The sequence below is a fragment of the Micromonospora sp. WMMD967 genome, from assembly GCF_029626165.1.
Lineage (GTDB): Bacteria > Actinomycetota > Actinomycetes > Mycobacteriales > Micromonosporaceae > Micromonospora > Micromonospora taraxaci.
Genome location: NZ_JARUBK010000001.1, coordinates 134,759 through 154,499, shown reverse-complemented (window position 1 = coordinate 154,499; position 19,741 = coordinate 134,759). Strand labels below are relative to the sequence as shown.

General features: G+C 69.6%; 25 protein-coding genes. 12 read left to right on the top strand and 13 right to left on the bottom strand.

Translation table 11 applies throughout. The features are described from left to right. The first annotated feature begins 51 nt into the window (after positions 1-51). The 3 genes from O7631_RS00760 to ychF all read left to right on the top strand — a co-directional run bounded on the left by O7631_RS00760 (position 52) and on the right by ychF (position 2,517). A complete protein-coding gene (locus tag O7631_RS00760; RefSeq protein ID WP_278142585.1) occupies positions 52-555 on the top strand; it encodes a hypothetical protein in 504 nt (167 codons plus the stop codon). Positions 556-626: 71 nt separating this feature from the next. Further along, positions 627-1,361 (top strand): peptidase E, encoded by a 735-nt coding sequence (locus tag O7631_RS00755; protein WP_278142584.1) that lies wholly within the window; start codon positions 627-629, stop codon positions 1,359-1,361. Between the two features lie 70 nt (positions 1,362-1,431). After that, the gene (gene ychF / locus O7631_RS00750; RefSeq protein ID WP_278142583.1) at positions 1,432-2,517 is read left to right on the top strand and encodes a redox-regulated ATPase YchF; all 1,086 of its coding nucleotides are present in this window, start codon (positions 1,432-1,434) and stop codon (positions 2,515-2,517) included. Between the two features lie 186 nt (positions 2,518-2,703). Here ychF and O7631_RS00745 read toward each other — a convergent pair whose 3' ends face one another. Then, positions 2,704-3,084: a VOC family protein gene (locus O7631_RS00745; RefSeq protein ID WP_278142582.1), complete on the bottom strand. Its 381-nt coding sequence runs from the start codon at positions 3,082-3,084 to the stop codon at positions 2,704-2,706. Positions 3,085-3,184: 100 nt separating this feature from the next. On the opposite strand from O7631_RS00745, the gene O7631_RS00740 reads away from it, so the two are divergent. Together O7631_RS00740 and O7631_RS00735 are read left to right on the top strand one after the other, a co-directional pair. Continuing rightward, a complete protein-coding gene (locus tag O7631_RS00740) occupies positions 3,185-4,012 on the top strand; it encodes an MBL fold metallo-hydrolase (RefSeq protein WP_278142581.1) in 828 nt (275 codons plus the stop codon). A 399-nt stretch (positions 4,013-4,411) separates the two neighbouring features. Next, entirely contained in the window at positions 4,412-4,546 is a 135-nt protein-coding gene (locus tag O7631_RS00735) for a hypothetical protein (RefSeq protein ID WP_278142580.1), read from the top strand. Positions 4,547-4,687: 141 nt separating this feature from the next. Here O7631_RS00735 and O7631_RS00730 read toward each other — a convergent pair whose 3' ends face one another. Further along, the gene (locus tag O7631_RS00730) at positions 4,688-5,191 is read right to left on the bottom strand and encodes a DUF3592 domain-containing protein (RefSeq protein WP_278142579.1); all 504 of its coding nucleotides are present in this window, start codon (positions 5,189-5,191) and stop codon (positions 4,688-4,690) included. A gap of 94 nt (positions 5,192-5,285) precedes the next feature. Here O7631_RS00730 and O7631_RS00725 point away from each other — a divergent pair, with 94 nt between their 5' ends. Continuing rightward, positions 5,286-6,044 carry a class I SAM-dependent methyltransferase gene (locus tag O7631_RS00725; protein WP_278142578.1) on the top strand — a complete coding sequence of 253 codons (759 nt, stop codon included), beginning with the start codon at positions 5,286-5,288 and terminating at the stop codon, positions 6,042-6,044. 17 nt (positions 6,045-6,061) lie between these two features. Here O7631_RS00725 and O7631_RS00720 read toward each other — a convergent pair whose 3' ends face one another. Beyond that, positions 6,062-7,534: a hypothetical protein gene (locus O7631_RS00720; RefSeq protein ID WP_278142577.1), complete on the bottom strand. Its 1,473-nt coding sequence runs from the start codon at positions 7,532-7,534 to the stop codon at positions 6,062-6,064. A gap of 53 nt (positions 7,535-7,587) precedes the next feature. Continuing rightward, a complete protein-coding gene (locus O7631_RS00715) occupies positions 7,588-7,956 on the bottom strand; it encodes a VOC family protein (RefSeq protein WP_278142576.1) in 369 nt (122 codons plus the stop codon). Between the two features lie 114 nt (positions 7,957-8,070). On the opposite strand from O7631_RS00715, the gene O7631_RS00710 reads away from it, so the two are divergent. From O7631_RS00710 to O7631_RS00700, 3 genes are read left to right on the top strand one after another with little or no spacing between them, the layout of a single operon-like run. Beyond that, on the top strand, positions 8,071-8,529 hold the full coding sequence (locus O7631_RS00710; RefSeq protein WP_278142575.1) for an SRPBCC domain-containing protein: 459 nt from the start codon (positions 8,071-8,073) through the stop codon (positions 8,527-8,529). Next, complete coding sequence (locus O7631_RS00705; RefSeq protein WP_278142574.1) at positions 8,526-8,876, top strand: metalloregulator ArsR/SmtB family transcription factor; 351 nt, start codon at positions 8,526-8,528, stop codon at positions 8,874-8,876. The genes O7631_RS00710 and O7631_RS00705 overlap by 4 nt, the downstream gene beginning before the upstream one ends. Before the next feature lie 2 nt (positions 8,877-8,878). Next, the gene (locus O7631_RS00700; RefSeq protein WP_278142573.1) at positions 8,879-9,322 is read left to right on the top strand and encodes an SRPBCC domain-containing protein; all 444 of its coding nucleotides are present in this window, start codon (positions 8,879-8,881) and stop codon (positions 9,320-9,322) included. Here the strand turns inward: O7631_RS00700 and O7631_RS00695 are convergent. The 5 genes from O7631_RS00695 to O7631_RS00675 all read right to left on the bottom strand — a co-directional run bounded on the left by O7631_RS00695 (position 9,306) and on the right by O7631_RS00675 (position 13,673). Then, the gene (locus O7631_RS00695) at positions 9,306-10,586 is read right to left on the bottom strand and encodes an MFS transporter (RefSeq protein ID WP_278142572.1); all 1,281 of its coding nucleotides are present in this window, start codon (positions 10,584-10,586) and stop codon (positions 9,306-9,308) included. The genes O7631_RS00700 and O7631_RS00695 overlap by 17 nt on opposite strands. Positions 10,587-10,703: 117 nt before the next feature. Then, positions 10,704-11,435 (bottom strand): class I SAM-dependent methyltransferase, encoded by a 732-nt coding sequence (locus O7631_RS00690; RefSeq protein WP_278142571.1) that lies wholly within the window; start codon positions 11,433-11,435, stop codon positions 10,704-10,706. Positions 11,436-11,663: 228 nt separating this feature from the next. After that, on the bottom strand, positions 11,664-12,026 hold the full coding sequence (locus O7631_RS00685) for a PH domain-containing protein (RefSeq protein ID WP_030337500.1): 363 nt from the start codon (positions 12,024-12,026) through the stop codon (positions 11,664-11,666). A 10-nt stretch (positions 12,027-12,036) separates the two neighbouring features. Further along, positions 12,037-12,792 (bottom strand): class I SAM-dependent methyltransferase, encoded by a 756-nt coding sequence (locus O7631_RS00680; protein WP_278142570.1) that lies wholly within the window; start codon positions 12,790-12,792, stop codon positions 12,037-12,039. After that, complete coding sequence (locus O7631_RS00675) at positions 12,789-13,673, bottom strand: LysR family transcriptional regulator (protein ID WP_278142569.1); 885 nt, start codon at positions 13,671-13,673, stop codon at positions 12,789-12,791. Before O7631_RS00675 ends, O7631_RS00680 begins: the two co-directional genes overlap by 4 nt. A 115-nt stretch (positions 13,674-13,788) precedes the next feature. Between O7631_RS00675 and O7631_RS00670 the strand changes: the two genes are divergently transcribed. After that, positions 13,789-14,142 carry a DUF1801 domain-containing protein gene (locus O7631_RS00670; RefSeq protein ID WP_278142568.1) on the top strand — a complete coding sequence of 118 codons (354 nt, stop codon included), beginning with the start codon at positions 13,789-13,791 and terminating at the stop codon, positions 14,140-14,142. Beyond that, positions 14,139-14,561, top strand: coding sequence for a VOC family protein (locus O7631_RS00665; RefSeq protein ID WP_278142567.1), 423 nt, complete (start codon positions 14,139-14,141; stop codon positions 14,559-14,561). The genes O7631_RS00670 and O7631_RS00665 overlap by 4 nt, the downstream gene beginning before the upstream one ends. On the opposite strand, the gene O7631_RS00660 is transcribed toward O7631_RS00665, so the two are convergent. Further along, on the bottom strand, positions 14,548-14,856 hold the full coding sequence (locus tag O7631_RS00660; protein WP_088991390.1) for a 4a-hydroxytetrahydrobiopterin dehydratase: 309 nt from the start codon (positions 14,854-14,856) through the stop codon (positions 14,548-14,550). The two genes, O7631_RS00665 and O7631_RS00660, sit on opposite strands and share 14 nt — an antisense overlap. Positions 14,857-15,039: 183 nt before the next feature. On the opposite strand from O7631_RS00660, the gene O7631_RS00655 reads away from it, so the two are divergent. After that, entirely contained in the window at positions 15,040-15,480 is a 441-nt protein-coding gene (locus O7631_RS00655; RefSeq protein WP_278142566.1) for a (deoxy)nucleoside triphosphate pyrophosphohydrolase, read from the top strand. A gap of 330 nt (positions 15,481-15,810) precedes the next feature. Here the strand turns inward: O7631_RS00655 and O7631_RS00650 are convergent, their stop codons facing one another. From O7631_RS00650 to O7631_RS00640, 3 genes are read right to left on the bottom strand one after another with little or no spacing between them, the layout of a single operon-like run. Then, positions 15,811-16,872, bottom strand: coding sequence for a succinate dehydrogenase/fumarate reductase iron-sulfur subunit (locus tag O7631_RS00650; RefSeq protein WP_145779036.1), 1,062 nt, complete (start codon positions 16,870-16,872; stop codon positions 15,811-15,813). Beyond that, positions 16,869-18,797, bottom strand: coding sequence for a fumarate reductase/succinate dehydrogenase flavoprotein subunit (locus tag O7631_RS00645; protein ID WP_278142565.1), 1,929 nt, complete (start codon positions 18,795-18,797; stop codon positions 16,869-16,871). The genes O7631_RS00650 and O7631_RS00645 overlap by 4 nt, the downstream gene beginning before the upstream one ends. A 12-nt stretch (positions 18,798-18,809) precedes the next feature. Further along, the gene (locus O7631_RS00640; protein WP_278142564.1) at positions 18,810-19,616 is read right to left on the bottom strand and encodes a hypothetical protein; all 807 of its coding nucleotides are present in this window, start codon (positions 19,614-19,616) and stop codon (positions 18,810-18,812) included. Positions 19,617-19,741 lie beyond the last annotated feature (125 nt).

Here is a 19,741-nt window from a genome sequence, read left to right as displayed (position 1 = left end):
TCGGTCGTGGCGGGTAGCGTCCGGCCACCAACTCAAGAAGGGGTGCAGCGGATGGCGAGCGTGGCGGGTTGGGCGGCGGCGTCGACATCGGGTGCGTTCCCGTCGTTGCCCCGCGCTGTGGTGCAGGCCTTCTACCGACGGATGCGGGCGGTCGCGCCGGCCGCCGTGGGTGCCATCGAACGGGACCGGGCGGGCGACCCCGACCAGGGTTTCTCCGACACCGCCTGTGGCCGGTTGGCCGGTTCCCTGGACGACGCCGGTCTGCGGGCGCTCGGGATGTGGACGCACCACTGGTGCATGCGCTTCTACGACGACGACACCCGGGTCGGCCGCCGGCTGGTTCGCGAGATCGCCGGGCGGCCGGCGTTGGGCTGGACGGCCGACGAGGTGCGGTGGATGCTGCGCGAGTCGTTTTCGGCAGGTCCGGCCGCCGCCGACCGGTTCACCCTGCCCCGAGCCGCCGCGGGGCAACTGCCCCTGGCCGACCGGCCGGCCTTCGCCAGCTGGCCCGAGGTCGAGGTGCCTCGCCAGCGGCGACCGGAGGGGTCCCGGTGACCGTCGAGCCTGCTTGGTGTGTCGGCTGAGGCAGGATGGGCACGGCAACGCCCCGACGGAAGGACGCCCCGATGCCTGCCAGCGAGCCGACCATCATCGCCACCAGCATGGGCTTCTCCCGGGGTGACCGGGGGCCCTACGACATGCGCCCCAGCCCGGTCTTCGACCTGGCGGCCGAGCTGGCCGAGGCTGGTCCGCACCCGCGGGTCTGCTACCTCGGGCAGGCTGTCGGCGACCAGCCCACCTCGCTGACCGCCGTCTACAGCGCGTTCGCCGCCACCCGGTTCCGGCTGTCGCACCTCGCGCTGTTCCCCATGCCGAACGTCGAGGACGTTCGCGCGCACATGCTCGCCCAGGACGTGATCTGGGTCGGCGGCGGCAGCGTGGCCAACCTGGTCGCCGTCTGGCGGGTGCACGGGCTCGACGAGATCCTGCACGAGTGCTGGCAGGCCGGCGTGGTGCTGGCCGGTGTCTCCGCCGGCTCGATCTGCTGGCACGTCGGTGGTGCCACCGACAGCTTCGGCCCCCGGCTGCGTGGCTTCACCGAGGGCCTCGGCTGGCTGCCGTACGGCAACGGGGTGCACTACGACAGCGAGGGCCAACGCCGTCCGCTCATGCACGAGCTGGTCGGTGACGAGAGGCTGCCGACCAGCCACTGCACCGACGACGGGGTCGGGCTGGTCTACCGGGGCACCCGGTTGGTCGAGGCAGTCGCGGACCGTGCGGGCGTCTCGGCGTACGAGGTCAGCCGCGGCGTGGACGGCAGCGTCCGGGAGGCGGTCATCGCCCCCCGACTGCTCGGCTGAGCGGCGGCGGTCGGGCCGAGTCGGAGCCGCGTGGGTCGGCCCGGTCGGCACCCGCGTAAGCTGGCTGGTCGTGAGTCTCTCCATCGGCATCGTCGGCCTGCCCAACGTCGGCAAGAGCACGCTTTTCAACGCGTTGACCAAGAACGACGTGCTGGCGGCGAACTACCCGTTCGCCACCATCGAGCCCAACGTCGGCGTGGTCGGGCTTCCCGACGAACGGCTGGGCAAGCTGGCCGAGATCTTCTCCTCGCAGAAGGTGCTGCCGGCCCCGGTGTCGTTCGTCGACATCGCCGGCCTGGTGCGCGGCGCGTCGAAGGGGCAGGGTCGGGGCAACGCCTTCCTGGCGAACATCCGGGACGCGTCGGCAATCTGCCAGGTGGTCCGGGCCTTCTCCGACCCCAACGTGGTGCACGTCGACGGCAAGATCTCCCCGGCCGACGACATCGAGACGATCAACACCGAGCTGATCCTCGCCGACCTGCAGACCCTGGACAAGGCGCTGCCCCGGTTGGAGAAGGAGGCCAAGCTCCGCAAGGACCGGGCCGTCGCCGTGGCGGCCGCGAAGGCCGCCATCGAGGTTCTCGACGGTGGCACCACGCTCTACTCCGGGGCCGCCGCCGCCAAGATCGAGCTGGAGCACCTGCGCGAGCTGCACCTGCTCACTACCAAGCCCTTCCTGTACGTCTTCAACGTCGACGAGGACGAGCTGGCCAACGAGGCGTTCCTCGACGAACTGCGCGCCCTGGTCGCCCCCGCCGAGGCCGTCTTCATGGACGCCAAGATCGAATCTGAGCTGGTGGACCTGCCCGAGGAGGAGGCCCGCGAGCTGCTGGAGTCGATCGGCCAGAACGAGCCGGGCCTCAACCAACTCGTCCGCGTCGGCTTCCGCACCCTCGGCCTCCAGACGTACCTCACGGCCGGCCCCAAGGAGGCACGCGCCTGGACCGTCCCGATCGGCGCCACCGCGCCGGAGGCCGCGGGCGTCATCCACAGCGACTTCCAGCGCGGCTTCATCAAGGCCGAGGTGGTCTCGTACCACGACCTGGTCGAGCACGGCTCGATGGCGTCGGCCAAGGCGGCGGGCAAGGTCCGCATCGAGGGCAAGGAGTACGTCATGCAGGACGGCGACGTCGTGGAGTTCCGCTTCAACGTCTAGCCAGGGTCGTTCCGGGTCAACGTTTCCCGCGTCCCATTTCGATGGCGGTGCGCAGCAGCGGCCGGACTGCCGGCGCGTTCTCCGTCGACTGATGCGCGGCGGTACGCCCGGCGGCTGGCGCGGAAGCGGGGAGCCCGAGGGGCCGCCGCAGAACGACAGGGGCGTCGATCGTTCGGGCGAAGGCCGTCAGAGTGGGTCGAGGCGGCGCTTGAGCAGGCAGAACTCGTTGCCTTCTGGATCGGCGAGGACGTGCCAGGACGCATCCGCGGGCTGGCCGATGTCGACGAGTTCGGCCCCGGCTGCCAGGAGGCGCTCCAGCTCGGCGTCCTGATCGCGGTCGGTAGGGTTGACGTCGATGTGCAGCCGGGCATGCCCGTTCTTGGGCTCGTCGTCGCGGATGAGGAAGATCGTCGGCTGCGGGCCGCCGAACCCTTCGCGCGGGCCTATCTCGATGTAGACCCCCTCTTCGCGATCGAGCTCTACGAAGTCCAGGACCTCGCACCAGAACCGCGCCAGCACCTGGGGGTCGCGGCACTTGAGCACGATCTCACTGATACGGCATGCCATTGACGAGACCTACTCTCAGCACGGGAACTGCCGGGGCGGCCGACGTGGATCTCATGGGCTCCCCGCAGTGACAACACGGTCGCGACCATACCGGGCGAAGGTGGCGGAGCGGGACGAGGGCCAGGTGAGGGGGCGCAGGGCGGCTAGACAACTGGCGGGCTGGCAATCTGTGCGGATGCGACAGGTCACCGTGCTCGGCAGTTGTGGTGCCTTCCCCGAACCGGGCCGCGCCTGTAGCGGTTTCGCCGTGGACTGGGACGGCTACCGCCTTGTGCTCGACCTCGGCTACGCCACGCTGCCGCGGCTGCTCGCGCACTGGCCGGATGGTGCGCTGGACGCTGTCGTCATCACCCACGAGCACCCTGACCACTGCATCGACCTGCACGGGCTGTTCCGGATGCGGCTCTACGGTGACTCTGATGGATCACCGTTGCCGTTGTACTGCCCGCCAGGTGTGCTCGAACGGCTCAGCGGCCTGGAGCCCGATGTCGACCTGCGCGCGGTCTTCGACGTGCATCCGCTGCCCGGTAACCATCGAGTGGGACCGTTCGACCTGACCGGCCTGTCACTTCCGCATCACGTACCCAACGCAGGCATTCGTCTGGAGGCCGACGGGATCGCCGTGGCCTACTCGGGGGACACTGGCCCGACCCCTGTGCTGGCCGAACTCGGCCGCGACGCCGACCTCTTCATCGTCGAGGCCACTGATCGCGACGGCGAAACCAACCGGCCCACACGTCATCTCATGACCTCTGTCGAGGCAGGCCACTGGGCTCGCCGGGCGAGGGCCCGCCGACTGATGCTCACCCACTTCTGGCCGGGCAACGACCGGGCTGCGTCGGTGGCCGCCGCGCAGATGGAGTTCGACGGGGTTGTGCTGGCGGCCGAGGAGGACCTCACCGTCGTCCTCGGGGTGCCGGGTCGCTGAAGACCACCAAGTCGGTCTCAACGTCCTGTTACAGCCTCACACCGAACTGCTCATCCAGCGAGTTCTCGCAGAAGGGCTGTCTGGTCGTCAACCTCGTACTCGGTCCACGAGTTCGCGCGAGCACGCCAACCCGCGCGCACGAACATCTCGGCCAGCTCCTTCGCCCTCGGTGCGTGGTGGAGGCGGCCGTAGACGTTGTTGTCGAGAACGGCTAGACGGTCGGCAAGGCGCGGCCCTGGCGTACCGCCAGAAGTGATCTCCATGGTGCCTCCCATGCATGGTCGTGCCACCGGGCAGGTGGCAGGATCGCACACGTGGGACCGGCGGGTAGCCCGTGTGGCAGACAGCGAAGACGCCGAAGCAGGGCTTTGTCCTGGGAGGGTTCTGCTCCTCCTCGCCGTGGCGTACGGGGTGTTCGCCGTCGGGGAGCCGATCAGGTGGTCCGTCATCGTCGCTGTGTTGGCAGCACTGCTCGGCGTTGGTTACCTGGTGACAGCCGTGCTGCTACGCCAGCGTCAGCGCGACCACCGGTAGTTGCCGGCGCGGTGGGCCGATCGCGCGGGTGGGGGATGATGCGTGTAGTCGAGGACAGCATGGTCGAGCCTTGATCCGGGTCGGGTGACGGCGCGGACCAGATATGGGGCAGCTCTACAGGCAGTGGTCGGGTTGGCCTGGTCAGCGGCGGCTCGGCTTGCGCTTCGTCCCGCCCCGGGCGTTCAGGAACTGTCGTCGGCGCTCTTCTCGTTGTTGTGACTGCCAGTCGCGTCGTCGGCGGTCTCGTCGTTGTCCGAAAAAGCGGACGATCACCGCGGCCAGCATCGTGCCGGCCAGGATCAGACCCGCAGCCCCGACCACGCCCTGCAGCCGGCCGCGATGCCCACTCAACACCCCGAACTCGGTCACGAAATCGTCGGGATCATCGGGGTTGACCCAGATCCGGACGGCGGTGTCGGCCTGGAGGCACACCTCCCAACAGCCAACCTCGGCCTGACGCTGGGCCCCGCCGACCTGGTATCGCAGATGCATGGTGTTGCTGCTGCGTCCCTTGTGCACGATCTCGTGGACGACTGCCTGGACCGGTACGCCATCGGACCGCAGCCGCGTCTCCCAGGCTTCGTTGTCGTCGAACGTCTTCATCGGCAGCCAGAACATGGCTATCCCGGCCGCGATGCCCAGCACGTAGGCGGGGTACCGCATCCGCCAGCAGATCCACACGATCTTCACGGTGGCCATGGTCGCAGTCGACGTCCATCGATCGGGGTAGGTTGACCGTGTGACGGAACAGCTGCTGCGATCGTCGTTCGGCGCGGCGGCTGCCGCGTACGCCGAGCACCGCCCGGACTACGCGCAGGCCGCCGTTCGATGGGCGCTCGACGTCGCGCCCGGCCAGCGCGTGCTCGACCTTGGCGCCGGCACCGGCAAGCTGTCCGCCACACTGCTCGCGGTGGGCGTGGACGTCGTTGCGGTCGAGCCCGACCCGGCGATGCTCGCCGAGTTGCGCCGCGCGATGCCGGCCGTTCGTGCCCTGCCGGGCAGCGCCGAGGTCATCCCGTTGCCGGACGCGTCAGTCGATGCGGTGTTGGCCGGCAACGCCCTGCACTGGTTCGACATGGCCGTCGCGGGGCCGGAAATCGCCCGGGTCCTCGCACCCGGAGGCGTCCTGGCCGGACTGTGGAACGTCATGGACGACCGGATCGACTGGGTTGCCGACCTCGAACGGGTCAGCGGGAGCGCGGCCATCGGCCCGCGGGACACGTTGAGCGCCTGGCGGACGGCGACAGCGGACATGCTCGGTCCGGCTGTCCGGTTCGGGTCGTCGGAGCAGGCCGAGTTTCCGCACGGGCAGCGCCGTACCGCCGAGTCCCTCGTCGCGACACTCGCGACCCGGGCGGGAATGCTGGTCATGCCGGAGGCGGACCGGGAGGCGTTGCTCGGCCGGATCCGTTCGTTTCTCGAGAGCAGGCCGGACACCGCCGAGGGCGAGTTCACACTGCCGATGCTGACCGGCGTGCTGCGCGCCCGGCGGCAGTGACGGACCCGCCTGTGGGCTCAGATCCCCGACGCTCTACGGATCCGCCGCGCGGGTAGCACGGACCGGAGCTTGCCGGCTGCGCTGGCAAAGTCCGAGATGGTGGTGACGCAGCCGTGGCCGACGTGGGCGAGCCAGAGCGCGTCGTCCCGTTCGACCACGAGCGCCTGGGACAGCGGAACGGTGTGCACGTTGCCCTCGCCGTCCACCGTGGAGATCGCGTCAGTGCTGATCACCAGCGAGCCCTTGTTGCCGAACCGCTTCCGGAAGGCCGGCCGGACCACGTCACCTGCCGGCACGAAGCGAGTGCTGGGGCAGGAGGCGTCGGTGACGCCGGGGAGGTCGGGTCGAGATCCGTACGGCACGACGATCATGGCGGAGGAGAGCCATCCCGACATGATGTCCCGCGCCGCGACCGGAGAGAGCCCGTCCGGTTCGGTGAGCGGATCCGTGAGGTAGTGCTCGGTGGTGCCGAGCAACTCCCGGTGGGCAGCGGATTCGAGCTGTTGGATCGGCCGCATCCATGCCAACGCGTCGTACGTCGGCACGAGTTCGGCGGGTACGGCCATGGTCCGACTCGCTTCCAGGTTCGCCATGTCGGCCTGGTCGAGCCCGTCGTGCACCAGTCTCCGTAGCTCGGCCCAGAGCAGTTCCGCCGCCACCGCAGCGTCGAACCGCCGGGCGCTCGTCGGGTCGATCCGGATGCCGAGTTCGTGCCGCGTGCCGTCGACGACCTCGGCCATGAGTTCGGCGTACCGGGCGATCCCGGCCCGCTGCACCGCCTGAAAGACGCGCGATCTCAGCGCGGACATCAGCAGGAGGGCTTCCGCGCTGGGCGGGGAGCCGACGACCAGCGCCACACCGTGCACCTCATCGGCGTACCAGACCGGGCCCGACTGGTGGTTCGCGAGGCGTGTGTCGTGGTCTGCGCGGGGTCCGGCGGGCAGTAGCAGTCGCATCGACGGAGGTGCTTCGGCGGTCGTTGCGAGGACGGCGTTGCCGCTGGTGAAGAACCTGCCGACATGCTGTCTGATCTCGTCGGCCGTGAAGAGTCGGTAGTCCACTGCCGGCCAGCGCGCCAGGCCGTGCCCGCGCGGCCCGAACCGCCGGGCGAGCAGTGATCCCCACGGGTCGAGCACGCCTTCGTCGATGTCGGACACGTCCCGGTCGTCCGCGTCGACGTCGGCGACCGCGTCGGACAGGTCGGTGGGCGGAAGATGGCTGATGGTCGAGCAGAGCGTGGTGAAGTGCTCCGCGATCTGCTCGGGGGTGCCGGCGGCGACGAACGAGGTCTCGTTCACCCAGGTGTCGTTCGCGTACTTGTCCGCGACGTACGGGTCGGCCCGTTCCAGTAGATGGTGCACCAGATGGTTCAGGCCGATGGAGTCGAGTTCCTCGTCGCGGGTGCCGCAGCCGAAGGTCAACGATGCGCCCAGCACGCCCGGCAGGTCGCGTCGCAGGACCGTGACCCCGTCTATCTCCGCACGCCTCATGCGCGGATCGTATGGTGGCCGGTCAAGCCGGCCGGCCGCCACGCGACAGGGGCCTACTGCTCGGCCCAGACGCCCAGCTCGTTGCCGCTGGGGTCGGTGAAGTGGAACCGCCGGCCGCCCGGGAACTCGTACGGCCCGTCGACCACCTGGCCGCCGGCGTCCTTGACTGCCTGCACCGACGTGTCGAGGTCGGTCGAGAAGAGCAGCACCAGCGGACCGCCGGCGCGTACGGCCTCGTCCAGGCGCAGACCGCCGACCTCGGAGTCACCCTGGGGGTTGCGGATTCCCGCGTAGCCCGGGCCGTAGTCGGTGAACTGCCAACCGAACGCCTCGGTGTAGAAGCGCTTGGCAGCGGCGAGGTCGGTCACCGTGAACTCGACGTAGTCGATGGCGTGGTGCTGGTGCGGAGTCGTCTCAGACATGCCGGGCATTGTCCGACCGGGGTACGACGATCCCGAGACGCGCAACGAAAGGTTGCACCAGGGGGGTGCTCGGCGTAGGTTGGGTGCAACCAAAGGTTGCGAAAGGGTGAGGGTATGGAACAGGGAACGATCGAACGCGACATCCACGTCGACGCGGCACCCGAGGTGGTCTTCGAGGTGGTCAGCCGGCCGGAGCACATGCGGGAGTGGTGGCCGGACGACGCGCGGTTCGAGTCGGTCGCGGGCGCGCCCGGCGAGCTGGTCTGGCGCAACGGCGACACCGGCGAGACGACGACCGTCGCCCTCGCCGTGATCGAGGTCGACCCGCCGAAGCGGTTCTCCTTCCGGTGGTGCTTCACCGACGATGGCCGGAACGGCCAGGCGCTGCTCGTCACCTTCGACCTGGCACCCAGCGGTGCGGGCACCCGGGTCCGGATGACCGAGACGGGGTTCCGCGAGATGGGCTGGGAGGTCGCCGTCCTGGAGGAGCAGTACCGCGACCACGAGAACGGCTGGGACCACTACATGCCCAGGCTGGGCACGTACGTCGCGCGGCTGGTCGCCACCCCGTGAGTACGGCGGTCGACGACGAGCTGTGGTCCGCTATCGGCGACCCCACCCGACGTACCATGATCGATCTTCTTCTCGCCGACGGACCGGGCACTGCCACGTCGCTGAGCAGGCGACTGCCCGTCACCCGCCAGGCCGTCGCGAAGCACCTGGCCGTCCTGGACCGGGTGGGGCTGATCCACGGCGAGCCGGCCGGCCGGGAGCGTCACTACCAGGTCGACGAGGCGCAACTCGCCCGAGCGGTCGCCCAACTGTCAGCGGTGGGCGCGACCTGGGACGCCCGTCTGCGCCGGATCAAGCGCATCGCCGAGGCGATCGAACGCGACCGCCACCACGACGAAGGAGCATGACAATGGTCAACATTCTGCACCAGGTCGGCGTCGTCGCTTCGCTCGCCGACGTCCACCGAGCGGTGGCAACTCCCGAGGGCGTCGCCGGATGGTGGTCGGTCGACACGGCCGGCACCAGCGAGGTCGGAGGACGGTTGGCCGTCCGGTTCGGCGACGACGGTGGTTTCGACCTGGACATCCTGGAGTCGGACCTGGCCGGCCGGGTGCGGTGGCGGGTCACCGACGGCCCCGCGGAATGGATCGGCACTCAGATCAACTGGCGTCTGGAACAGCGTGGCAGGTACACGATCGTCCAGTTCACGCACGAGGGCTGGCGCGAGCCGACCGAGCTGATGCACCAGTGCAGCACCAAGTGGGCGACCTTCCTGATGAGTCTCAAGGCGCTGGTGGAGACGGGGCGCGGCCGGCCGGCACCGGACGACGTCCAGATCAGCGACGGGCACTGATCTCGGGAACGGCTGGACCGTCGGGGGTTTGCGCGCTCCGCCGCGAGATCGCGAACCCCGCGGCGACCAGCCCGAGGGCCACGATCGCGACCGCGCAGAGCAGCAGCGTCGGGCGTGCGCCGATGACGCCCACCAACGGCCCGCCCAGCATGGTGCCCAGGGGTACGGCCAGCACGAGGATGGCGCCGTTCGCGGCGAGCACCGCCGGCAGTTGCGCGGTCGACGTGCTGCGCTGGAACAGCGCCATCGACGTGGAGCGGTACGGCGCCCAGATCACACCCGCGAGAGCGAACGCCGGCAGGGACAGGCTGACCGGTGCGCCCAGGCCGAGCGGCAGCATGGCCGCCCCGAACCCGACGACGATGCCGATGGTGGTGGCCCCCAGCGGCCAGCGGTGCAGGTAACCGGCGACCACACCTCCGACGAGGCCACCGACACCGAACGCGGTGTAGTAGATGCCGAGCAGCGTCGCCGATGCGTGCAGGTCGTCGGTGATGTGCAGCGGCATCGCCACGTACACCGGTCCGAAGAGGAAGAAGAACCCGAGGCTCAGGACCAGGAGGCCCAGCAGGGCGGGCTGGCGGCGGATGACCGCGAAACCGGCGGTCCGCGACGCCTCGCGCTCGTGCGGTGCGGCCCGGTCGGTGGCGGGAAGGGCGAAGCGGTACGTGAGGGCCAGCACGGCGAAGGTCACGGCGTCGGCGGCGAGGACCCACACCGGGCTCACCCATTCGATCAGGAGTCCCGCCAGTGGTGGGCCGATGACCGTGGCGAAGCCGGCGATGGTGGTGAGCAGCGCGTTCGCCGGCAGGTGGTGTCGTTGCGGCAGTAGCTCGGCGATCAGTGTGAAACGCCCGGCGGTACCCCACGAGTGCAGCAACGCCGACACGGCGAGCAGGAGGACGTACAGCCCCACGGTGAGTACGCCCGCGAGGTAAGCGAGGGGGATCGCCGCGAGCGCGCCGGCCCGCAGGATCGCGTCCCAGCCGGCGAGTTGGGCACCGCTGCGCCCACGGAGCAACCGACCGAAGACGATCGTCCCGGCTGCGCTGGGCAGGGTGTACGCCGCCACGGCGGCAGCGATCCAGGTGCCACGCTGATCCGGTGGCGCGAGTTGGATGGCGAGCCAGGTCACCGCGACCACCGCCATGCCGTCACCGAGCGCGGACACGACAAGCCCGGGCAGGACCCGCCGGAGCTGGGGGTGACTGACCACCGGCCAGTACGGCGAGGAGCGCGGGAAACCGGCGACTTCCGATGACATGCTGCCAGCTCACCTCGGCGCAAGCCGGCGGATCAAGTGAGGCTGCCGTCAGCAGAATCAGCCGAGCGCGGAAGGCCGACTCCGGCTCCGTCGGGAACCGGAGTCGACCAACCGCCGCTACTCCGCTCGGTAGACGGAGATGTGCGACGGGCTGTCGGCCTGGAACGGTCGCCGTTGCCAGTCGGCGTACCGTTCGGTCAGCCGAAGCCCCGCCTGCTGCGCCATCGCGTCGATCTGGTGCGGCCAGGCGTACCGCATGGCGAACGGCTTCAGGTGCACGCCATCACTGTCGAAGGTGATGGTCTGCCTGATGAACCGTTGCGCCGGTCGGTCGTACCTGTGCAGCCGGATCGTCGCGGAGTCCTCGGTCACCTCACGCACCTGCACCTGCTCGTCCCTGTCGAAGCTGCGCGGGTCGGGCACGAACGTCTCGATGACGAACGCGCCACCGGGCGACAGCACCCGGGCGACGTTGCGGAAGCAGTCCGCCTGCCGCTCCGCGTCGACCAGGTTGAACAGCGTGTTGAAGACCAGGTACGCGAGCCGGAACTCACCGTCCACCGGTACGTCGGCCATGTCGGCGATGACCACCGGGATCCGGTCGCCGCCGGGCTTGGCCCGCAGATGCGCCACCATCTCCTCGGACGCCTCGACGCCGTGCACTGTCAGACCGCGCTCGGCCAGTGGAAGAGCGACCCGGCCGGTGCCGATCGCCAGTTCGAGAACCGGACCACCGTCGGCCAGATCGGCCAGGAAGTCCACCGCCGGCATCGGGTCGGGGTTGCCCGGGCCGTCGTACTCGGCGGCCCACAGTCGGCCGAAGAGGCCGGGATCATCGAAGACCGACATCAGCGGCCTCCGCGGTTGGTGTCAGTGGCGCGCAGCGGCGCCGTGGTCGGGGGAACAGATCTGCTCACGAAGTCTCGATTCCTCGGTGCGATTGACGTCGGGTCGGAGGCACTTCGTCGTAGCGGGCATGGCGCTGCTCCCTTCGCGTGACTGTCGACCGAGGACACCAGAGACGGTGCGAGCCCGGCAAGGCAATTACGCCGGCCGGGCCCGCAGCGGGACCTCAGGTCAGGAGATGTGGTGCAGGATCACGTTGTGCACGTGGTGGCTCTTCTGCGCACCACGGAACTCCACCTCGTAGGTGTGCGTGCCGACGTGGATCGCGATGGCGCCGGTGGAGAAGAACGACCCTCCCCAGGACTTGTTGCTGACCACGCTCACGCTGGTGATCTTCGAGTACGGGATGCTGGTGATCGCGAACCGCTTCCCGACGAAGGACCGGTCCTGGATGATCACGCGCCGGTCGGTCAGCCCGATGAACCCGGTGCCCGTGCCGACGGCGTCGTAGACGGCGATGATCTGCTCACCCTCGAGGAGGCCGCTCTCGATCTGCTGGACCTGCTCTTTGCGGTCGTACGCGATGTTCGCCATGCGTCCCAGGTTAGAAACCCGGTGCCACAGTGCCCGCCCGGGCAAGCACCAGGAACTCGCCGTCGCCGTGGCCGACGGGCTCCTGCCGCCAACCGCCGTAGACACGGTCCACCACGAAACCCGCAGTGGTCAGAGACGTCCGCAGCTCCGCCTCGGTGCGGAACCGCAGGGTCGCCGAGCTGACCAACCGCTCGCCGTCGGCGAAGTGGTAGTGATGGGTGAAGTCGACCACTCCGTCGCGTACCCCCGTGACAGCTGTCCATGCCCGGACCTCGCCGCCGCCCGGCAGGATGATCCGGCGCTGCGAATCCACCGGGTTCCACAGCTCCCAGCGGCGGTCCGCCGGGTCGCGGGCGTCGAACACCAGCCGGCCGCCGGGCACGAGCGCACGGCGCAGATCGGCGAGGGTACGCGCCCACTCCGCGTCGTCCACGAAGAACTGCGCCACGTGACTGGTCAACACCGCCACGTCGAACACCCCGGTCGGAAGCACTGTCGAAGTGCCCACGGCCCAGGTCACCCGCTCGCCACCGGGCCGGGCGCGGGCGGCGGCCACTGACGCGCCGGCGGGGTCGACGCCGGTGACGGTGTGACCCGAGGCGGCAAGGGCGACAGTCAACCGGCCGGTGCCGCAGCCGAGGTCGAGCACCTGGGCCGCCGGAGTCTCGCCCACCACCGCCTGGAAGAAGTCGTCGTCCGGCCCCCACCGGCACTCCGCGTCGTAGACCTCGACCAGGCGGGGATGCTGGAACTCGCCGTGCCTCACGGCGCGTTCGCGTCGGTCGCGGCGCGGACGAATTCGCGTACCCGGGTGGTGGTGTTGCTGGGCAGCCACACCGGCCCGCGTTCGATCGGTGGCGCGTCGTGGATGGGCACGTACGCCACGTCGGGGCGGGGGTAGTAGCGGCGCGTGTGCTCACCCACCGGCAGTACGCCTCGACCCAGCGCGACCAGCGACAGCATCTCGGAGAAGGTGTTCCCGGAGGGCCCCTTCGGAATGGGCCGGCCGGTCGGGGTGCGCTCCGGGGTGCGGTCCCGCTTGAACTCCGTCGAGGTCACCGCCGGGTACTGCACCACCGGGTGGTCGGCGAGCACCTCCAGCGACACCGATCGTTCCCGGGTGAGCGGGTGACCAGCCGCCACCGCCAGCGCCCGATCCTCGGCGAGCAGCGCCGGGCCGGTGGCCATCCCGTCGAACGGGAACGAGGCGATCAGCACGTCCGTCGAGCCGTCGAGCAGCCCGGACCGGGTGTTGGACAGCTGTGCCTCGTGCACCTCCACCCGGCAGTCGGGATGCCGTTCGCCGAACAGGGCCACGGCCCGCAGCAGCACGGGCGCCGTCCACTCGCCGAGGAACGCCACCCGTAACGTCCCGGTGACGCCCCGGCCGGCGTCGACCGCCCGGCGGACGGCCTCGTCCATGCCGGCCACCAAGGGGGCCAGTTCGTCGGCGAGTTGCCGTCCGATCGGGGTGAGCCGGACGACCCGACTGGTGCGGGCGAACAGCGGCGCGCCGATCCGACGCTCCAGCCTCTTCACGATGTGGCTGACCCGACCGGTGCTGACGGCCAACCGCTCGGCGGTCCGGCCGAAGTGCAACTCCTCGGCGAGCGTCAGGAACGTCTCGACCTCGTACCGCTCCAGCACGTCGCTCCCACCGTTGACCTGTGGGCAACGATCGTAACGGCATCGGGTCTTGGTCGGCGTCCCCCGTGCGGGGATCGTGAACGCGGCAGGGAACACCTGACAGAAGGGCTGCGACATGAGCATCGAGGACTACCTGGCCGGCCTGGCCGACCCACTGCGCGAGATAGGGGAGAAACTGACGCCGATCATCACGGCCTCCCTGCCCGGTGCGACGGGCGGGATCTGGCACGGCCACCCGGTCTGGGGGCTGGGCGCCCGGGTCGGTCAGCGGCCGGTCTGCCTGCTCAAGGCGTACGGGTCGTACGTCACCTTCGGGCTGTGGCGCGGGCAGGAGATCACCGACCCGGCTGGGCGGCTGGTTCCCGGTGCGAGGGCGATGGCGGCGGTGAAGCTGCGCGCTGTGGCCGACATCGACCCGGCGCTGTTCACCGACTGGCTGCGCGCGGCAGCCGAGCTGGAGAAGAGGTGAGCGCGGTGCGGGTGACCGGCTTCGACCACTTGGTGCTGACCGTCGCCGACGTGGAACGGGCACTGGGCTTCTACTGCGGTCAACTCGGCCTGACGCCGGTACGGGTCGACGAGTGGCGCGCGGGCACCGCGCCGTTCCCGTCCGTGCGGGTCAGCCGCGACAGCATCATCGACCTCGTCCAGGGCGACCGGCACGGCACCAACGTCGACCACTTCTGCCTGGTGGTGGCCCCGCTGGACTGGGAGCGGGTGGTCGAGTCGGGGGCCTTCACGGTGCTGACCGGGCCGGTCGCCAGGTTCGGTGCCCGTGGCTCGGCGACCTCGATCTACGTCAGCGACCCGGACGGCAACGTGGTGGAGTTGCGCTGGTACCCGCAGGATGTGGAGATGGCTGCCGAGACGGACGTCAGGACTCCGTGACCGCCCGGTAGGCGTCCTCGATGCGGGCGGCCAGCAGGACCTCGCCCTCGGTCAAGGGCTCGCCGTTGCCGTGCCCGACCCTGATCTGGGTGCTGTCGGACCGTCGGCTGATCTCCGGGCGCAGGTGCAGCGCGTCCGCGACGACCTTGACTCGTTCAGTTAGGGCCGCGTGTTGGGTATCGTCGATCACGAGCGTCCGTCGGATCTGCTCCCCTTCGCGTGTCCAACCAGATAGCAAGGTCAACGCGTCGGCAAGGTAGTCGTGCTTCGACCTGCTGCTGAACAGCACGCGCATCACCGCACCCCCCAAGCGCCGTTGCCGGCTTGTGGCCAAATCGTCGCCATCCCGTGTCTTGTCGGTGTCCCCTAGTCTCTCCCCACGCGGGAGGGGTGTCCACGCCCACACTTCCGTGTTCTATTGGCCTAGCGGACGGTTCCGGTACCCAAACCGCCGATTGATCTGGCACCCTGGACGCCCGTGCGGACCGAACGGGCGAATGATGGCGGGCAGGCCGAACGACGGGCCCTGAAGGTGATCGTCGGCGCGGCGATAATCCGGGACGGACGGGTGCTAGCCTGCGCGCGCTCCGCCCCGCCCGAGGTGGCCGGGATGTGGGAGTTCCCCGGCGGGAAGGTCGAGCCCGGCGAGGCCGAGGTCGACGCGCTCGTTCGGGAGTGCGTCGAGGAGCTGGCCGTACGCGTCGAGATCGGTGATCGGGTCGGCCGCGACGTCCGGATGGCACACGGCCGTTCCGTGCTCAAGGTGTACGCCGCCCGTCTGCTCGACGGGGACGAGCCGCAGGCGCTGGAACACGAGGCGCTGCGGTGGCTGACCGCCGACGAACTGGACTCGGTCACCTGGCTCCCCGCCGACGCTCCCATCGTCGCAGCCCTCCGCCCTGTCCTGAAGAAGCCCTGACCCCCACCCCTGCTCCGGCCCGCCCTGCGTCCGGTTGATCAAGATGCCGGTCAGGATCCGGCCTCCCGGTGACCGAACGTCCCGCATCCGCAGGCCAGGATTGGAATGAGGTTGATTCCGCTGTGGCATCTAGATGCCACAGCGGAATCACGCCCATCAGGGACATCATGCCGGGGCGGCGCCGGGTCAGCCGGAGAGTCGCGACGGTCGGCGCCCAGGACCAGCCGGAGCCAGCGGCGGCGGGTCTTCGATCACCGGGGTGGGGTGGGGTGGGGTGGGAACGGGACGGGGGCCGCGGCTGTTGCCGCGGCCCCCGTCTGGTTCGGGTGGTCAGTGCTTGTCCTGGTCCGGGTGCGCGAAGTTGAGGTGCTCCGGAGGCAGCGGGAAGGTCACGTCGTCACCGAACGGCGACGGTGCGGCCGGCCGGTCGAAGGTGAGCTCGGTCAGCGGCAGCTTGCCCCGGTCGTCCACCGCCGGAGCGGTCGGGTGGGGCACCTCCCGGTCCCAGTTGACGCCGCTCTGAGCCTGCGCCTCGGCCCGGGAGTCGTGGGAACCACCCGCGTGCGAGTGCAGCCCACCGTGGGCTGAACCCGGCGTCGCCGAGCCCTGACGGGCGGTGGTCACGCTGGTCTGGGGCGTCTCGCCCCGGCGGAAGATCTTGCTACCAAGCCACACAAGGGGATCGTACCTGCGGTCGACGACCCGTTCCTTCATGGGGATGATCCCGTTGTCAGTGATCTTGATGTGCTCGGGGCAGACCTCGGTGCAGCACTTGGTGATGTTGCAGAAACCGAGGCCCTGTTCGGCCTGCGCGTACTCCTTGCGGTCGGTCCGGGTGTCCAGCGGGTGCATGTCCAGCTCGGCCGCCCGGATGAAGTACCGGGGCCCGGAGAACGCCTGCTTGTTCTCGTCGTGGTCCCGGATGACGTGGCAGACCGTCTGGCACAGGAAGCACTCGATGCACTTGCGGAACTCCTGCGAGCGCTCCACGTCGACCTGCTGCATCCGGTAGTCACCCGGCGCGACGTCGGCCGGCGGGGCGAACGCCGGCGTCTCCCGTGCCTTCTCGTAGTTGAACGAGACGTCGGTGACCAGGTCCCGGATGACCGGGAAGGTCCGCAGCGGGGTGACAGTGACCGTCTCGTCGTCGCCGAAGGTCGACATCCGGGTCATGCAGCCCAGGCGCGGCTTGCCGTTGATCTCCATGGAGCAGGAGCCGCACTTGCCGGCCTTGCAGTTCCACCGGCAGGCCAGGTCGGGCGCGTCGGTGGCCTGGAGGCGGTGGATGACGTCGAGGACGACCTCGCCCTCATTCACCTCCACCATGTAGTCCTGCAGGTCGCCGCCGGTCTCGTCACCCCGCCAGATCCGGAACTGACGCTTCGCGCTCATCGGTTGTCCGCCTCTCCAGCGTCGGCGACGAGGGCGTCGAAGTCGGTCAGCTCCTCGTCGGTGAGGTACTTGGCCAGCTCCGCACGGTCGAAGAGGCCGATCAGCTCCGGTCGCATCTTCGGCAGCGGCTTACGGGTCAGCCGCACGGTGTCGCCGTCCAGCGAGCAGACCAGGTTCACCTGCCGCCACTTCGGCTCCATCGCCGGGTAGTCCTCCCGGGTGTGCCCGCCGCGCGACTCCTGCCGCTCCAGCGCCGCCTTCGCGGTGCACTCCGAGACCACCAGCATGTTGCGCAGGTCCAGGGCCAGGTGCCAGCCCGGGTTGTAGCGTCGGCCACCGGCCGCGCTCACCTTGGCGACCCGCTCGCGCAGCTCGGCCAGCCGCACCAGCGCGTCGGCCAGCTCACCCTCCCTGCGGATGATGCCGACCAGGTCGCCCATGACCGCCTGAAGGTCCTGCTGGAGGGTGTACGGGCTCTCGCCGGTGTCGCGCTGCAGGGGGGCGAGCGCGGTCTCGACGGCGGCCTCGACGGCGTCCACGGCCACCTTCGGCCGGGCGGCCAGCCCGTCGGCGTAGCTGGCCGCGTGCCCGCCCGCCCGCTTGCCGAAGACCAACAGGTCGGACAGGGAGTTGCCGCCCAGCCGGTTGGAGCCGTGCATGCCACCGGAGACCTCACCGGCGGCGAACAGGCCGCGTACGTGGCCGAAGGCCGCACCCGAGTCCGGGTCGACCTCGACGCCGCCCATCACGTAGTGGCACGTCGGCCCGACCTCCATCGCCTCGGAGGTGATGTCGACGTCGGCCAGCTCCTTGAACTGGTGGTACATCGACGGCAGCCGCCGACGGATCTCGTCGGCCGAACGCCGGCTCGCGATGTCCAGGAAGACGCCACCGGCGGGGGAGCCCCGACCGGCCTTGACCTCGCTGTTGATCGCACGGGCCACCTCGTCACGTGGCAGCAGCTCCGGCGGACGCCGGTTGTTGTCCGGGTCGGTGTACCAGCGGTCCGCCTCCTCCTCGGTCTCCGCGTACTGCTTGCGGAAGACGTCGGGGACGTAGTCGAACATGAACCGCTTGCCCTCGGAGTTCTTCAGGACACCACCGTCGCCACGGACCGACTCGGTGACCAGGATGCCCTTCACCGAGGGCGGCCAGACCATGCCGGTCGGGTGGAACTGGAGGAACTCCATGTTGATCAGCGTCGCCCCGGCGCGCAGCGCCAAAGCGTGCCCGTCCCCGGTGTACTCCCAGGAGTTCGAGGTGACCTTGTAGGAGCGTCCGACACCGCCGGTCGCCAGCACCACGGCCGGCGCCTCGAAGAGGATGAACTCGCCCGACTCGCGGTAGTAGCCGAACGCGCCGGCGACCCGGTCACCGTCGAGCAGCAGCTCGGTGATGGTGGTCTCGGAGAACACCTTGATCCGAGCGTCGTACGAACCGAACTCCCGGTGGTCGTCCTGCTGGAGCGAGACGATCTTCTGCTGGAGGGTGCGGATCAGCTCCAGGCCGGTCCGGTCGCCCACGTGCGCCAGGCGCGGGTACTCGTGGCCACCGAAGTTGCGCTGCGAGATCTTGCCGTCCTTGGTGCGGTCGAAGAGCGCACCGTACGTCTCCAACTCCCAGATCCGCTGCGGCGACTCCTTCGCGTGCAGCTCGGCCATCCGGAAGTTGTTCAGGAACTTGCCGCCGCGCATGGTGTCGCGGAAGTGCACCTGCCAGTTGTCCCGGCTGTTCACGTTGCCCATCGCGGCTGCCGCGCCGCCCTCAGCCATCACCGTGTGCGCCTTGCCGAACAGCGACTTGGAGATGATCGCGGTCTTCTTGCCGGCGAGCCGGGCCTCGATGGCGGCACGCAGACCGGCGCCGCCGGCCCCGATGACGACGACGTCGTAGTGGTGTCGTTCGATGCGAGTGGTAGTGGTCATGTCAGGGGCCCTTTAGTTGATGAACCGCAGGTCGGAGAACCAGCCGGCAGCGAGCGCCATGATGTAGAAGTCCGCCAGCGCCAGGGTGCCGAGGGTGATCCAGGCGAGCTGCATGTGCCGGACGTTCAACGCCGAGACGAACGTCCAGGCCTTGTACCGCACCGGGTGCTTGGAGAAGTGCTTCAACCGGCCGCCGATGATGTGCCGGCAGGAGTGGCAGGAGATGGTGTACGCCCAGAGCATCACCACGTTGAGCACCAGGATGACGTTGCCCAGCCCGAAGCCGAAGCCCTTGGGGGAGTGGAAGGCGAGAATCGCGTCCCAGGTGTTGATCAGCGAGATGATCGCGGCGGCGTAGAAGAAGTAGCGGTGCAGGTTCTGACCGAGCAGCGGGAAACGCGTCTCTCCGCCGTACTCCTTGTGGCCGTCCGGCACGGCGCAGGCCGGCGGCGACAACCAGAACGACCGGTAGTACGCCTTGCGGTAGTAGTAGCAGGTGAGCCGGAACAGCAACAGGAACGGCAGGGTCAGCGCGGCGTCCGGGATGATCCACCAGCCGGGCAGGAACCGCCCGAAGTGCGAGGCCGCCTCAACACACCTGTCGGTCACGCACGGGGAGTAGAACGGGGTCAGGTAGTGGTAGTCGTTGACCCAGTAGTTGTCGTGCTGGAAGACCCGGACCGTCGCGTACACGACCCAGGCGCTGAGCCCGATCACGGTGATCAGCGGGGCGAACCACCAGCGGTCGGTACGCAACGTCTTCGCCGCGATGGCGGCGCGCGCCCGCGCTCCCCGCGGCCTCGTTGCCGTTGAAGTCATTCGAGTCGTCTCCTCGACGGGCCCGTACAGGCGGGCTGGGCTTTCACCGGTCGGCACGCGGACCGGAGAACCGCACCCGCTGCCACGTCCTGCGCACACAACGACCACGCCGGATCGACCGACGC